The sequence below is a fragment of the Chryseobacterium sp. W4I1 genome (assembly GCF_030816115.1).
In the GTDB taxonomy this organism is placed as follows: Bacteria; Bacteroidota; Bacteroidia; order Flavobacteriales; family Weeksellaceae; genus Chryseobacterium.
The window spans coordinates 1,820,697-1,835,654 of the sequence record NZ_JAUSXQ010000001.1 but is presented as its reverse complement, the minus strand read 5'-3'; the positions used below and the strand labels follow the sequence as shown (position 1 = coordinate 1,835,654).

Sequence of the window (14,958 nt, the reverse complement as noted above, 5' to 3'; positions counted from 1 at the left end):
TGGATATGGGATTAAATTAAGTATGATTTAAAGAAACAAAAAAAGCGAAACCAAAGTTCCGCTTAATTATTTTATTGACTGGTCATATCTAGCAACCAGTACCTTAATTAAAACAAATCATTCAATAATTTTGCCAGTCTCAACCCCCCGTAAAGAAGCTGTCTTTCAACTGTTTCATTGAATTTATACTGATAATCGTAAGATAATTTTGAATCGTTTGGAGTCTGTGCGTAGATCTTATTAGCAATCTTGTGAGAGTCATACAGCCAGTCTTCTACAGTTCCTGTCTGGATCTGCTTTACTTCATCTTTAGATTTGATGTCTAAAAGATGAGCGTATTCTGTATAGCTGTATTTTTGCGAATCTACCAGTTTTCCGTCCCATACCGAATGAAGATTGGTTTTCTCCCCGAAATAAGTCACATTAATCTTGTTTCCTCCAAGGTCATCAGCCCTTCCAACGTGAAGTGGCTGCGCTAGGTCTCCCATTATATGAATCAGGAAGATCAGAGCAATTTTTCTGTCTTTTTCGGAAGTTTTTTCGTCTTTAATCTGGCTGGATAGTGTGTTCACCTGCGTAAAAAGACTTGGACCTGCCTGCATTTTTAAGTTCTGGTCAAAAGTTTTAAAATCTGCCTGTGGATCAACATTTACATAATGCCATGCTGAAGCCTGCTTCCATACGCCTGTGGTATCAGATTTAATAAAATCCGGCCAGTTGGCCCAATAGGCAAGACGTTCTTTCCCCATGATCTTTCTGATCTCTCTTCTCGCTTTGCCGGAAAGGTGGTTTTCTGCGATCTCTGCGATCACTCTGTGGCCAGTCAGTCCCCATGCATAGGAATAAAGTGAAGATGAAATGAATGCTAAAATCAGAATTTTAGAATAAATACTTTTCATTATAAATAACATTTTATAAGCTGCAAAGATACGGCCCGGTTTCCGAATGAGCATCAATTATAAACAATTTCTTATCTAAAGGATATTAATAAAATTTAATCTAAATAACCTATGTTCAAGATAAGGCATTGTTGTTTTTAATGATGTCAGGGAATTATTAAGATTCAAAAGTACAATTTACAGGATAGTATTCATTATAGATGCCTGATCAAGTCATTATTAAATCGTTTTCAATAATAACTTGGATTTTAGTTTGCATACAATCCTATGATATTTTTGGATGAAGGATGGATCAAAATTGTAACACCTTATCCATCAGCTTCCATTTTTGAATGTTAAATATTGATGATTTAACGTAAGAAAGCATTGTTTACCGTATTTTCACGGAATTTATTAATGATTATTCCTTTTAATGTCAATAAATTACTATTTTTAGAAGAAATTTAACAGGTAAATATTTTTTCAAACTTATGAGAAATATTATCTTTACAAGTCATAATCACAGCAAACACTATGTATGAGAATAATATTGTAGACATGCATTACAATAAGCTGCAAACGGATTTCAAAGCGGAAGCTGTAGCAGTAAACCTTTTGAAGTATCAGCGTGCGGTAAGCAATATATTTATAGAGCGCATCGGCATCAACGACCGTGCTTACCTGAAGGATATCAAAAGTATATCAAGCAGTTATTTGGGGTTTGATGAAGAAGTATTCACCATTGAGACTTACAGGGAAGGAATTTATGATTATCTTCCGGAAGGACTCTTTCATCCGCCTTCTCTGGGAGCTTCCCGGAAAAATGTGGATACGGTAGTACGTGAGATCCGCAAGCAGAAAAGAGTAGAAGAGGATGCCCGGAAATTTTTCCGTCCTTTTGAGCTGGAAGTTTTTTTTACAGAGATCAGTTCTCTGCTCAAAGAATCCGAATTTGATATTTCAAGCAGTACAGATACACTTCTGGAAACGGTAAGTGAGCTTTGGCCTGTTATAAAAATGCTGGATCAGCAGAACGCCTATATTTTTATTTATATTCTGCCATTTTTTCACCAGATAAGAGGAGACAAAAGATGGTTTGAAAGGTGTATGAGCGCTTTTCTGCAAGTTCCGGTTGAAGTAACTTTCACACCCAATATCATTGATAGAATTGAAAGAAATGATGATTCTATGTTGCTGGGGAATTCAAAACTGGGCGTTACCTACATTCCCAGCGGAAGACATATGGATGGGCAGCGAAACTGGGTAGTGAACATTGGCCCGATTCCTTATACAGATATGAAAAAGTATATTTCAGGGAGTCCGTTTAGAAATGTATTACAGGCTTTATATGATTATTTTCTTCCTGTAACGGTAGATGTGGTAGAGAATTTTATTACAGAGAAAGAAGAATATTCGTTCAGTCTCGAAGATGATGAAAGAAATGCCAGCAGGCTCGGATACTCTACATTTCTGTAAAATAATTTATTATATTTACAACTAATAACCAAGTATAAATTTGAAAAGAAGCTAATGGAAATTTCTTCAGTAAAAGGTATTTTTTTAAGGTATATTCTGATGCCTTTAATTGCATTGATCATGATGTTTATTCTGGGAATAATCAGAAGAAACAAACCTGCAATCAAAATTAAAGTTATTATTATATATTTTCTTTTATGCAGTCTGTGCCTGGCTCTACCGGGTATTTTTGGCTTTGCCGGAAATCTTTTTAATCCGTACTGGTATCTTATCGCACAGGTTATTTATCTTATTTTTGGGATTATCCATGTCAATTTACTGCATAAATATTTCAGAAAGCATATTGATTCCGTAGGGATGAGTATCCTGTTTGAATCTGTACTTTCGCTGGCGTGCATTGTTTTTGGTGGATTTTTATTTACACTGATCTTTAACTGGATCAGCAAAGGAACGGGATATGCCGTGATGGCGGCCACAAGTATGGCGATTTTCGTTGTTCCCATGGTATTTTATTACTGCTATATTCAGTTTATCAGTATTCCTTTTGATATCTATAAAACTTGGCGATATTCTCCGGATCAAAAACTTCCTGATTTTGAAGGTGCTGATTTTGACAGATTAATGGTATTGAATGTTGAACTGAGCAAGAACCTTGAAGACACAAACAGGTTTAGAATCAAAGCCAAAACACTTCCGACCGGAGTCACTTTTGGAGACTGGTTCTACAGAGTAGTAGATGACTATAACCACAAGAACCCGGGCTCTATTATTCATCTTTCAGATATAGAAAAAGAACCTTATTACTGGATTTTTTACACCAAAAAATCATTTTTCAGTTTTAGAAAATATATTGATTTCGACCAGGATATTTCTACGAACAGCATTTCAGAAAATGAAGTGGTGATCTGCAAAAGGGTTATCCAGCATGAGGAAGAAGGAATATTGAAAAAATCATAATCACCGAAAATTTAAAAGTATTACATATGATACAGCCTATTAAACATTTTGCGATCAACTGGGTAGATGGGATGAAAGTTTCCCAGAGACACCTTAATGATCAGGATAATTTTTTAATTGATACCATCAGAGATTCCAGTTCACTTGGAATCACCACATATAATTACGGACTTTTGCCTATTTCCAATGAATTTACGGACAAAACCATTTTTGATGTTCACAATACCGCTACGAATGATGTACAGCTGGTAATCAAAAGATGCAGTGCCATTACCATGGCCGGGTACCGTATAGATTTGAGCGACAGAAGAGTAAGCGTTAAATCTCTGGCAAAATCAATGAGCGAAGAGCAGGCAGACGGTGAATATTACATTCTGATCTCTGTGAACCCTTTTGACAAAGTCCCTTTTGGAGATATCGATCCTGAAGAGATTCCGCCACGTCATCCCAATGCACAGCCGAATCACCATATTGAACTGCTTCCTGTAACTTCACTGAACAGCAGCTATTCAGGAGGGAATTACCTGATCATTGGAAAAGTAGACCTGAAAGCTAATATTGCACAGGTAGATTCTAATTTTATTCCACCATGTACTTCAATTCAGAGTCATCCTGTATTGCTGGATTATTACGGAAGCTATGCAAAATCTATTGGGAACCTGCAGCAGTATGCTTTTAAGATCATTCAGAAAGCATCTCATAAGAACCAGAATACGGCCCTTGCCCAAAACGTTAAGTTTGTGTGTACCACCATGGTCAATACATTTGGAGATATGTATTTCCAGTTCAGAAATATTGTTCCCTGGCAACCGCCTGTATTTTTGATTGAAGAATTTGCAAAACTGGCTCTTCATCTTTACAATTCTACTCAGCTTCTGGTACCAGCCGAACTGGAAGAAATGTTGAATTATAGTTTAGAATGGAGCGAAATTGCCCCTCATACTTTACTCAACCAGCTTTCTATTGTTGCAGAAACCAATTATGACCATCACAATTGCGGTGAACCGTTATTATACATTCAGCAGATGCTTCGCAGCCTTGAAATTATTTTCTCTAAACTAAGCGAGCTTGATTATATCGGTCAGAGAAAAGAAAATATCATTGTGAACGAACAGGAAGTTACTTCAAACACCAATCCGAAGAGAGGTTGGAGCGTTTTGGATTAATGGAACAATAATATTATAATCCCGGACTGAAGTTTCCGGGATTTTTTTTGCTTAATAAGAGAAAAATAAAACAAATTAGTTAATTTCCCAATTAAACTCAACTATTATCAATTCCAAAATAAATAAGTATGGACTTGGAGCTCATCAGACAGGATACACGAGGTTGTACAGACAAAATATTTCTAAACAGTGCGGGAGGATCATTAATGCCTGAAGTAGTAGTTAAAGCAATGACTGATCATATTCTTCTGGAACAGCAGCATGGAGGATATGAAGCTGCCGACAGGAATACAGAGCATATCCAACGGTTTTACACAGAAACGTCAAAACTGATCAATACGCAGCCTCACAATATTGCTGGTATGGTAAGTTCTACAGACGGCTATTCAAAGGCTTTATCCAGTATTGCTTTTAAAAATGGCGATGTTATTATTACCACCAATGATGATTATGTCTCAAACCAGATTGCTTTCTTTTCACTGCAGAAAAAAATAGGAATCAAAATCATCAGGATTAAAAATCTTCCTGATCACGAACTTGATCTGGAGGATCTTGAAAATCTGATTAAAAAGCACCATCCAAAATTGGTCTCAGTAACTCATATCCCAACCAATTCCGGGTTGATACAGAATGTGGAAGAAGTAGGGAAGATTTGCCGCCGTTACGATGTATTGTACCTTGTGGATGCCTGTCAGTCGGTAGGCCAACTTGTGGTAGATGTAGAGAAAATTGGTTGTGATTTTCTCACGGTTACCGGTCGGAAATTCATGCGGGGACCTAGAGGTACAGGGTTTCTATATGTTTCGGATAGAGTCCTGGAAAGAAATATGGCACCGGTATTTTTAGATATGTGTGGCGCTGAGTGGACAGAGTTTAATGATTATAAACTGTCTGCGACTGCTAAAAGATTTGAGCAATGGGAAACTTCTATAAGTTCACTTTTAGGATTGGTGGAAGCAATGAAATATGCAAATAATATTGGTTTGGCTAATATTGAAAACTATAACTTACAATTAGCGAAAGACCTGAGAATTGGGTTACAGAATAATGGTTTAAGGGTTTTGGATGAAGGAAAAAACTTAAGCAGTATTGTTACTTTCTGCGCACAGGATGGAAGTATTGAAAATATTTACAGAAGACTGAAAGAGAATACGATATACTTTTCGGTAAGCAATAAAAGTAATGCCCTGATCGATTTTACCTTTAAAAATGTAGAGAAGGCAATCCGCTTGTCACCACATTATTTTAATACTTCTGATGAAATTGAAACTGTAATAAAAATGCTGAAATAGTAGGATCTGGTGGCTGAGGCTTCCGAAGCCACCAGACTATCTTATTTCTTCACCAGGATGATTTCTGTAGCTTTTCTGCTGATAATTTCTTTATTGGCTCCGATTTCTATGGTCATAGATTTATCAAATTCTTCAATTTTAATAATTTTAATGTGGGTATTGAGAAGCAGTTTTCTGTCATTTAAGTAACTTAAGAAACCATCATCTGAAAGCGTAACCGAAGCAAATATTACCGTTTCTCCCACAGTGCATGCGCTCAGTTTTTGAAGATCCTGTGCAATAATATTTCCATCTTTATCAGGAATAGGTTCTCCATGTGGATCAAATTTTGGATAATCCAGGATCTCATCCATTTTATCGAAAAAGATTTGTGAATGTACATGTTCAAGCTGTTCGGCAATCTCATGAACGTTTTCCCAGCCAAAATTCATTTTTTTCACAAGAAACATTTCTGTCAGCCTGTGCTTGCGGACCACCAGTGCAGCTTCGCGTTTTCCGTTTTCCGTAACGACGAGAGGTTTGTATGTTTCATAAATGACCCATTTTTTATCGGCAAATTTTTTCATCATGTTATTCACGCTGGGCATTTTCACATTTAAAAATTTGCTGAGTTCATTGATCGTCACTTTCCCTTCATTGTCAACTAAATGAAACAAAGCCTTCAGATAATTTTCCTCTGTTAATGTTGTTCTCAAAATGTTAGATGATTTTCACTACAAATCTAACAAAATATTATGTAAAAAGTGGTGTTGTTATTTTAACTTTTTTTAATTTTACTCTATGAAATTTTCTTTTAAAAATGACTATTCTGAGGGTTGTCACCCAAATATTCTACAAGCACTTTTAAAATCAAACTTAGAGCAGCAAGCCGGATATGGCGAAGATGAATATTCTTTGCAGGCAAAAAAACTGATCAAAGAAAAAATTAATAATCAGGATTCGGATGTTTATCTGGTTTCCGGAGGAACACAGGCTAATCTTATTGTGATCTCTGCTATTTTAAGACCCTATCAATGTGCGATCTCTGCGGCACCGGGGCATATCCTGAATAATGAGACAGGAGCAATTGAAGCAACTGGTCACAAAGTTTTAAGCATCGAAACGGAAGACGGCAAACTAACACCTGCAGACATTATTCCAGTTCTGGAAAATCACAGCAATGTTCCGCATCAGGTAATGCCAAAGCTGGTTTATATTTCCAATTCTACTGAGTTGGGCACCGTTTATCTGGCTGAAGAGCTGGAAAAGCTTTCGGATTTCTGTCGCCAAAACGGTCTGTATCTTTTTATGGATGGAGCCAGATTGGGACACGGACTGACTTCTGAAATCAGTGATCTGACCTTGGAAAGAGTAGCTGAACTGACGGATATTTTCTATCTGGGCGGAACGAAAAACGGAGCTTTAATAGGAGAAGCTATTGTGATTAATAATAAAGACCTGCAACCTGATTTTGCATTTAATATCAAGCAGAAAGGGGCATTGCTGGCTAAGGGAAGACTTTTAGGAATTCAGTTTATGGAGCTGATGAAAGATGACCTGTATTTTGATCTGGCCAAACATGCGAATCTTCAGGCTATGAAAATTAAAAAGGCCTTGAAGGAAAAGGGAGCAAGGTTTCTTTCAGATACATACACGAATCAGATTTTCCCCATCATAAGCAATGAGCTTATTGAAATTCTGTCAAAAGATTTTGAATTTTTTGTGTGGAAAAAAATTGATGAAAAATATTCAGCTATCCGTCTTATCACGTCATGGAATACGGGCGACGAACCTGTAGAGCGTTTTATAGAGGTTATTAATAAAGAACTTTAATCAAAAAGGTGGCCAAGAAACTCTTAGCCACCTTTTATTTGGTATTATAGAAGATAAATGCTTTATTTCAGGGCTTTTGCAACCATATTACAATCTGCAGTTTCTAACTTTTGTCCGTCTTTATAGCTGATCTTTTTCTCGTCGGCATATTTAGACTGCCCGTCTTCCTCTTTATGATCACCGATTCCTTCTGTTAAAGTATTATCTTTTTGAAGAAAGAAAATATCTCTTTTACTTTTTGTTCCTTCTGATTGAAATTCATAAGTAAGCTTTAAGGTGTCGCCTGATTTAAAGCCGGTTACATCTCCTTTTGAACTGTCTTTTTCACTGTTTTTATAAGCTATTTTCCCGGTAATGGTTCCCAGGTTATCATCAATTGATGCAAAAACGCTGTCTTTTCCGGTTACAGCCATATAGCAGAATGATTTTGGCTTTAAAGTATCAATTACCGTTTCGGCAACTGTTGCGGTGTCGGTTTCCACTTTAGGAACCGGATTCTCTGTTTTCTTATTGCAGTTAATAAGTAAAATTGATACCGAACCCAGTAAGATTAATTTTTTCAATACCCAATGTTATTATATTAAATTCAAATTTCAATGTACTAAAATAGTAATAGTATTTAAATATGAAAGAAAACCGGATATAAATAATGGGATTTTATAGATTAACTGTTAAAAAGATCTTGTTAAAATTCAATCAGGAGCGAAGTCATATTTTTACGATTAAGACGCCAACATCTGTGGAATCAGCCCAATCTGCGGGAACTTATAATTTCAGCATTCCCCGGAATCCTCTTGCTGCATAATAAGAGTCTGCGCCATTGTGATACATGAAAACCGTATTGTAACGGAGGTCACAGAAAATGGCACCACCCAATTCCCGGATATGAGCAGGAGTTTTCACCCAGCTAGAGGTCTTCAGATCAAATTTTCCAAGTTCCTGGAGTTGGCGGTATTGCTCTTCTGTTAATAATTCTATGCCCATTTCAGAAGCTTTGTCGATGACATTGCTTTCCGGTTTGTTGGCTTTTCTTGATTCCCATGCTTGATAATCGTAGCAAAGGCTTCTACGTTTCGGGCTTTCCGGTGAACAGTCAAAGAAAATGTATTCGTCAGTTCTTTTGTCATAAGAGACTACATCAGGTTCGCCTTCAGTGTCTTCCATTTCGTTCAGAGACCAGAGCTTTTCGGGAACTACTTCCAGCTTGGACTGGATTTTTTCCCAATCCAATCCCTGATGGCGATTCATATTTTTTTCAAAACGGCTTTTTAAAACCTTTAAAAGTTCTGCGCTCTGTTCGACTGTCAGTTTCTTTTTGCTCATACCAATTTTATTAAGGGTTTGATTTTTTAAAGTTAAAAGTTTCAATAGATATTAATTGTTACCCTGAGGAATTTTTCTGTCAGCAGGTCTGAAATACCAGGAAATAATCACTAAAACCAACAATAGTAAAGCCGGAAAAGTTCTTCCAAAAGTATCTCCAACGATAATATGTGAGATTAATGCGCCGGACATGACAAAGAAGAATCCGGCATAGGCCCATTCTTTAAGCAGCGGACGTTTTGGAATGAGTACAGCAATTACGCCCATGAGTTTCCATATTCCGAGAATGATCATCAGGTAGGCAGGATAACCGAGGTTAGTGAAATTGGCCAGTTCATCTTTATTTTTCATCAGCTGAACAATGGCTGTAGATACCATTCCCAGAGCCATCCATAAGGTGAAAATCCAATAGATGATCTTGTTTCTTTTTTGTGATTTGTTCAGTGTTTCCATATTGTATCGTTTTTAGTGTTAATCATTTAATCCTATTCCTTCAAAAATTTGCGGAATGCATTTTTCAATGCGTGCTTCCCGGGTTTTCGACTGTTTGGCGGATGAGAAATGGAGTAGGTAAGCTCTTTGTCTTCCGGGAGTAAGTGCCTCAAAAGCTTCTTTCAGTGCCAGATCCTGATTCAGTTTGTATTGAAATTCTTCGGGCATGTCAAATTCATTTGTTTTCTTCATTTCAACTTTAACTCCTGATTCTTCAATCTTAACCGCTTCAAACATATAAGCCCGAAGAATGTCTTCAAGATCATTAATTTGCTGTACGTCGGTAAAACGGATCTGTCTTGCAGCCTGTACGTTTTTAGACTGCTGAATCAAAAGATGATCCGGGTCTTTCATCAGGGCACCTTTAAAGAAAAGAAGGGCACAATATTCTTTAAAACCGTGGATCAGGAAAATATTTTTCCCTTCATAGGTATAGCATGGGCATCCCCATTTCAGATCTTCTGTGAGTTCTGTGCTTAGGGCAATTGCTCTTAGTTTTTCAAATGCTGCCTGCCATTGGCCGGGTTCGTTAAAGAAGAAATCTGTTTTTGGATTCATGAGTTTGGGTTTTAGAGTCTGAGAGTTTTAGGGTGAGAGTGTGAGAGAGTTTATGGGAGTTTAGGGTATGGGATCAAGTTATTTTTTATTTCTACGCTTGTAGACCTGCTACCTGCAACCTATAATCTGCTACCTAACAGCTCCTGTAAACGGTTGTGCGCCATATTGATCCCTTGGGCAAATGGCAGTTTCAGCATTTGATCCCTGAAATCTACAGATTTGTAAATGGTCTGGATCGTAAGTTTGCTGGTACTGTCTGTAAGCTTTTCAAATTCTAAAAATTCGATCTGAACAGGGAAGGGCGTGTTTTCCATCTGAAAAGTTCTTGTGATCTTCTGTTCCGGAACAAATTCATGAATGGTTCCGTTGGCACTGAAAACCACATCGCCCTGAGGGTTTGAGGTTTCGAAACGGTAACTTCCATGTTGCTTATTTTCAAACTTTGTCACTTTGGTTCCCATCCACTGTTCGAAAAGTTCAGCTTCTGTATATGCCTTGAAAAGCAGTTCTACCGGGAGATCGAATTCCCTGATGATGAATATTTCCTGTTTGCCGTCTTCGGCGTGAATTTTTGTTTTAAGTTCCATATTTTGAGTTTGAGGGTTTTGGTGTTTGAGGGTTTGAGAATGGAGAGTAATAGAGTAATAGAGTGGAAGTACTCAATTATTATTATCCATTGCCCATTACTTATTATTTATTTTCTGATAGGCTTTCATCACACTTTCCAGCTTATTGAATTTTTCGTCCCACATCTGGCGGAAAGGTTCTATAAAATCGGCTATTTCTTTCATTTTATTGGGATTAAGGTGATAGATAATTTCACGGCCGTTCTGTTCAGATCTCAACAGTTCACATTCGGTAAGGATCTGAAGATGTTTGGAAACGGTAGGTCTTGCGGTATCGAAATTGGAAGCTATGGCCCCGGCGGTCATGGATTGTGCTGCCACCAGCATCAGGATAGATCTTCTGGTAGGATCGGCTATTGCCTGGAATACATCTCTTCTTAAATTCATTGTGTAGTTATTTGACTACAAATTTAAATGAAGTTATTTGACTACACAAGTTTTTTTTGAGGAAATATATAAAAATCCTCTTACGTAGAGGATTTCTATATGTTACTAAACACTCTACAGAATAGAATTTGGAATTGATAATTTCATTTATTGGAACACTTATTATAGTTGCTTGTTACGGTCTGCAAAAACCAGATTATTCTGGAAAGGGAAAGTGTACTATAAATAAGGTGACTTATGTATAATCTCGCTGAATTTTAATTTCTCGCAGATTTTGAGGATTAAGCAGATTAAAAAAGGAAAAATCTGCAATATCTGCCGGATCTGCGAGAGATATAAACTTATGATCCTTACATATGGAATACATTAAATTTATGGCCATCAGGATCTGCGAAAACAAAGCCATAATAATGATCTCCGAAGCTTTCAGGTTCCGAAACAATGGTACCGCCGGCTTTCACGACTTCCTGGGCCCATTGATCTGCCTGTTCTATGCTTTCTGCTGACAGGGTGAATATGATTTCGTTCGGACTCTGTGAATCACTGAATTTCACATTTTTCACGTTGGCTTCCAGTATTTCTTTCAGGAAAAAGTGAATGATAAATTCATTTTCACTGAAAAAAAAGCTGACCAGTTCATTAGATGAGTTAGGATTATTAGGCCTGAATCCGAGTTCTGTATAGAACTTTTGGGTACGCTCAAGGTCGGTTACCCCAAGGTTGGCCCAGATCATTTTAGGTTTCATAATATTTATTTTTTGGTTAGAATAAAGGTATAGGTTTTTAAAGCAACTGAAATTGCCATGAGACAAGAATTTATACTTAGGATTCAATTTAACATAATATATTGGTGAAAATGAGTCAACCAGTAGATGAAGTGAACGAAAGGATAAGAAAATTAATGATTAAGATGCAAATACAGAGGTAATGATTGCAGTTAAAACTTTTTGAACAGACAGAGCGTCAATTTCATCTTATAACGGGAAAAATTTATAGAGAACAGCTGGAAAATTATTTTCTGACCATGAGCTGCCATATGGCCAGTATTTTCATTGATTGGTATTTTTACATCGTATAAGCATCCCAGATCATAAAAAAATTTAACAGGCTTATGGAAGAAAATAAAAATCTGACAGTAAATAACAGAGACAACAAAATTATTTTGACGAGTGAACGGTTTATAATAAGTGTTCTCAGAATCCGTTGTAGGATATTAGGCAGGGAAAGTTTGCAAATAACGGAATCTGGAGGACTTAGGCTTCTGTTCTGTACAATATTATTTTATCCTATAATTTATATTATGTTAAATTGTGTATAGTGTTTATTTTATAAAACATTCTAAACTCACAATCCTTGCAACTTTAATATGATTTTAGAATAACCCGCAGTTAAATGGTCCCCGAGAAATGTCCCGACTCAAATTGCTTTGTCTTTCATTTTGTGAGATTTGATTGGATTTCCACAAACATTAAATTAAACAAAACATCTTGGCTACATGCTTTTTTGTTCATTACAACACTCTTACACAATCACTTTCTGTCGCTGTTATACAAAATTTCATCCCACGATCTGAAAATTTTTGTGCAACATTATAAAAAGAAATGGTTGTTCTTAACATTAAGAGAATACAAATTCCGGAACTTATTTTGTCCGCAAAAAAAGCACTTTGAGCATCTATTTTATATATACCTGAAAACCCTTTAGTTTTTCCTATTTCAACCCAACTTTTGCTTTTGAAAATCCAATAGCTATTTTCATCTGTATATTCTTTACATATATATATGGTATTGTCCCAGCCATTATCCAAATTGTAATATAGACATAAGGCTTCTGCATTTTCTAATTTTGCTCGTTTTAGACATTCATCCATTTGTGCTTCAACTTTTTTCTCGTAACTTTTTAAGCTTATTGACATTATTCTGTCAATTAAAGCTTGTGATACGTCTAATTTTACTGCAGTTTTAAGAGCATAAATAGTCGCATTTTCAATTTGTCCTTTTTCAATTTGATCAACACACCTTTCCCAATATTTATAATAATCCATATTTAATTTGCTTAATTTTATGTCCTACGATAAAAATATAATTAATTAACTGTAATGACGCTCTTGTTTACGATCGTTTTTTGAGATTTACGTTATATTTTTTAAAGTTGTAAAGCTTTGCTTTTGAGTGTAGGTTTGAATTTGTAAGCTCAATCCAGCTGTTGCAAACTTTTTTTATTAGACATTATTATACACAAAGATTTACTGTTTAGATAACTCCGTTTTGCTATTCAATAAGTTGTAAATCTTTTTTGTATTTTCTGATACTTTTTCTCCAACAGAATAATATTTACAACTCATTTCCTACATAATCAATTCAATAAATTATTCTATCTTTTTGTTTCGCTTATTTTTAAAAAATTCTTTATCAGCAATATAAATTCTCTTTTTTATCTCGCAAAACAGTATTGATTTATTTTTATTGGTAAGCTGAGTTGTTTTGACAATTTCAAATTCTTTATTAATCTCTACTTTAGATATTATTTCCTGTAATTCTTTTTCAGAATATTGAAAATCAGCATAAAGGTCTTCATTCCCGGGACGTTTAAAAAATATTTCTGCAGACTTATCCCAAACCACATACTTGTGTCCCAATAAATTTATAAGTTGTACCATGGGGATTGGATCTACGGCAGAAAACATACTTCCGCCAAATATTGTTCCTTTATAGTTCCTGTTCTTGTAACTGATCGGTAGTTTTACAGTAACATTCATTAGATTTTGGGAAACACTCAAAATTCTGGCAGTACTTCTTCTGTACATGGGGGAAAGATTAAATCCCCATTTGAAAATTTTTGCAATTCCGACATATTTTGAGCCGATCTCTGTTAGCTTTTGATAAAATGCCATCTGTTAATATTTTAGGTTATTGATGATTTGCTGCATTACAGCAGATATTTTGTTTTCCGAATAGAATCTTCCGATCTGTGCTATTCCAACCAAAGTGGATAATATCTCCATTGCTTTATATTCAGTATTTACAATATTTGCAAACTCTTTATTTTCCATTCCAGATTGTAATGTTTGTGCAGTATGCTGGAGTATTATATTGCAGAATTCTATAGTTTTCTCCTTCAATAGTATGTCTAATGAATGATGATCAGAAGCTAATGTACCTACTAAGCAGATTTTGTTTTCCCTAATAAGCAGTAAGTAATATTTAAATAAATTCTCTAGTTTTTGGCTCGAGGTTAGTTTTTCTTGCTTATGCTGTAACGCATTGATCTCCTCTATATTTTTTTCTATAATAGCATTGATAAGGTCCGTTTTACTTGGAAAATAATAGTGAATGGATGATGTTTTAATGTTTACAATTTTAGAAATATCAGCGTAGCTGAATGCATTATACCCATTTTCAATGAGCAGCTGTCTTCCGGTATTTAAAATTTTTTCTTTTGTTTTCATTATCTATCTACTAATAGGTAGATAAATTTAGTGAAAAAAGCTAAACAAATTAAATTAAAAAAGAAAATACTTATGTTTAAGAAACTTATATACTTGCCTCCATAAAAAAACCGCCCTATTACAGAGCGGTACGTTGTTAATTACCTGTTTATCTTAACAAGTAGATCCACACGAAAGGACCTGGATATGCACTACACCGTTTATTACGCACTGTACGTTGCACAATGTAGTTCCTACAAGTTGCCCGGCAGCATTTACTGCACCACCCACTGTATTGCCTACACCACCAACAACACCTCCTACTATAGTACCTACGCCGCCTACTACACCTCCTACTACTCCACCCAGACCTCCGATAACACCTCCGATATTATCGAATAAACCATTACCTGAGATCGTTTTCAATTCATTTCTGTTTAATTTTTTGAAATTTTTCATGATATAAATTTTTATATGGTTAATACATCACTAAGTTAAGAATAATTACAATAAATACATATTGTTTTTAATAAAATAATTAATTATTTTTATGATTAAATATTT

General features: G+C 35.7%; 18 protein-coding genes. 5 read left to right on the top strand and 13 right to left on the bottom strand.

Features of this window, described 5'->3' with window-relative positions:
* Positions 1-107: 107 nt before the first annotated feature.
* Complete coding sequence (locus tag QF044_RS08515; RefSeq protein WP_307265895.1) at positions 108-899, bottom strand: S1/P1 nuclease; 792 nt, start codon at positions 897-899, stop codon at positions 108-110.
* Between the two features lie 513 nt (positions 900-1,412).
* Here QF044_RS08515 and QF044_RS08510 point away from each other — a divergent pair.
* From QF044_RS08510 to QF044_RS08495, 4 genes are all read left to right on the top strand, one after another.
* A complete protein-coding gene (locus tag QF044_RS08510) occupies positions 1,413-2,354 on the top strand; it encodes a type VI secretion system baseplate subunit TssG (RefSeq protein WP_307265894.1) in 942 nt (313 codons plus the stop codon).
* Positions 2,355-2,408: 54 nt separating this feature from the next.
* Positions 2,409-3,311 (top strand): TssN family type VI secretion system protein, encoded by a 903-nt coding sequence (locus tag QF044_RS08505; RefSeq protein WP_307265893.1) that lies wholly within the window; start codon positions 2,409-2,411, stop codon positions 3,309-3,311.
* A 26-nt stretch (positions 3,312-3,337) separates the two neighbouring features.
* Positions 3,338-4,477: a hypothetical protein gene (locus QF044_RS08500; RefSeq protein ID WP_307265892.1), complete on the top strand. Its 1,140-nt coding sequence runs from the start codon at positions 3,338-3,340 to the stop codon at positions 4,475-4,477.
* Positions 4,478-4,605: 128 nt separating this feature from the next.
* Positions 4,606-5,769: an aminotransferase class V-fold PLP-dependent enzyme gene (locus QF044_RS08495; RefSeq protein WP_307265891.1), complete on the top strand. Its 1,164-nt coding sequence runs from the start codon at positions 4,606-4,608 to the stop codon at positions 5,767-5,769.
* A gap of 41 nt (positions 5,770-5,810) precedes the next feature.
* Here QF044_RS08495 and QF044_RS08490 read toward each other — a convergent pair whose 3' ends face one another.
* On the bottom strand, positions 5,811-6,464 hold the full coding sequence (locus tag QF044_RS08490) for a metal-dependent transcriptional regulator (RefSeq protein ID WP_307265889.1): 654 nt from the start codon (positions 6,462-6,464) through the stop codon (positions 5,811-5,813).
* 85 nt (positions 6,465-6,549) lie between these two features.
* On the opposite strand from QF044_RS08490, the gene QF044_RS08485 reads away from it, so the two are divergent.
* Positions 6,550-7,581, top strand: coding sequence for a low specificity L-threonine aldolase (locus QF044_RS08485; RefSeq protein WP_307265888.1), 1,032 nt, complete (start codon positions 6,550-6,552; stop codon positions 7,579-7,581).
* Positions 7,582-7,643: 62 nt separating this feature from the next.
* On the opposite strand, the gene QF044_RS08480 is transcribed toward QF044_RS08485, so the two are convergent.
* The 11 genes from QF044_RS08480 to QF044_RS08430 form a co-directional block, all read right to left on the bottom strand.
* Positions 7,644-8,144: a hypothetical protein gene (locus QF044_RS08480; protein WP_307265887.1), complete on the bottom strand. Its 501-nt coding sequence runs from the start codon at positions 8,142-8,144 to the stop codon at positions 7,644-7,646.
* A 202-nt stretch (positions 8,145-8,346) separates the two neighbouring features.
* Positions 8,347-8,904: a DUF4256 domain-containing protein gene (locus QF044_RS08475; RefSeq protein ID WP_307265886.1), complete on the bottom strand. Its 558-nt coding sequence runs from the start codon at positions 8,902-8,904 to the stop codon at positions 8,347-8,349.
* 51 nt (positions 8,905-8,955) lie between these two features.
* On the bottom strand, positions 8,956-9,357 hold the full coding sequence (locus QF044_RS08470) for a DoxX family protein (RefSeq protein WP_307265885.1): 402 nt from the start codon (positions 9,355-9,357) through the stop codon (positions 8,956-8,958).
* 18 nt (positions 9,358-9,375) lie between these two features.
* Complete coding sequence (locus QF044_RS08465) at positions 9,376-9,954, bottom strand: YdeI family protein (RefSeq protein ID WP_307265884.1); 579 nt, start codon at positions 9,952-9,954, stop codon at positions 9,376-9,378.
* 119 nt (positions 9,955-10,073) lie between these two features.
* Positions 10,074-10,541 carry an SRPBCC domain-containing protein gene (locus tag QF044_RS08460; protein ID WP_307265882.1) on the bottom strand — a complete coding sequence of 156 codons (468 nt, stop codon included), beginning with the start codon at positions 10,539-10,541 and terminating at the stop codon, positions 10,074-10,076.
* Between the two features lie 96 nt (positions 10,542-10,637).
* Positions 10,638-10,967 carry a helix-turn-helix transcriptional regulator gene (locus QF044_RS08455; RefSeq protein ID WP_307265881.1) on the bottom strand — a complete coding sequence of 110 codons (330 nt, stop codon included), beginning with the start codon at positions 10,965-10,967 and terminating at the stop codon, positions 10,638-10,640.
* 350 nt (positions 10,968-11,317) lie between these two features.
* The gene (locus tag QF044_RS08450; RefSeq protein WP_307265880.1) at positions 11,318-11,713 is read right to left on the bottom strand and encodes a VOC family protein; all 396 of its coding nucleotides are present in this window, start codon (positions 11,711-11,713) and stop codon (positions 11,318-11,320) included.
* Positions 11,714-12,477: 764 nt separating this feature from the next.
* Complete coding sequence (locus QF044_RS08445) at positions 12,478-13,011, bottom strand: hypothetical protein (protein WP_307265879.1); 534 nt, start codon at positions 13,009-13,011, stop codon at positions 12,478-12,480.
* A 324-nt stretch (positions 13,012-13,335) separates the two neighbouring features.
* Positions 13,336-13,860 carry a DUF4442 domain-containing protein gene (locus tag QF044_RS08440; RefSeq protein ID WP_307265878.1) on the bottom strand — a complete coding sequence of 175 codons (525 nt, stop codon included), beginning with the start codon at positions 13,858-13,860 and terminating at the stop codon, positions 13,336-13,338.
* Positions 13,861-13,863: 3 nt separating this feature from the next.
* Positions 13,864-14,415: a TetR/AcrR family transcriptional regulator gene (locus tag QF044_RS08435; RefSeq protein ID WP_307265877.1), complete on the bottom strand. Its 552-nt coding sequence runs from the start codon at positions 14,413-14,415 to the stop codon at positions 13,864-13,866.
* A gap of 153 nt (positions 14,416-14,568) precedes the next feature.
* Positions 14,569-14,853: a hypothetical protein gene (locus QF044_RS08430; RefSeq protein WP_307265876.1), complete on the bottom strand. Its 285-nt coding sequence runs from the start codon at positions 14,851-14,853 to the stop codon at positions 14,569-14,571.
* Positions 14,854-14,958: the final 105 nt, after the last annotated feature.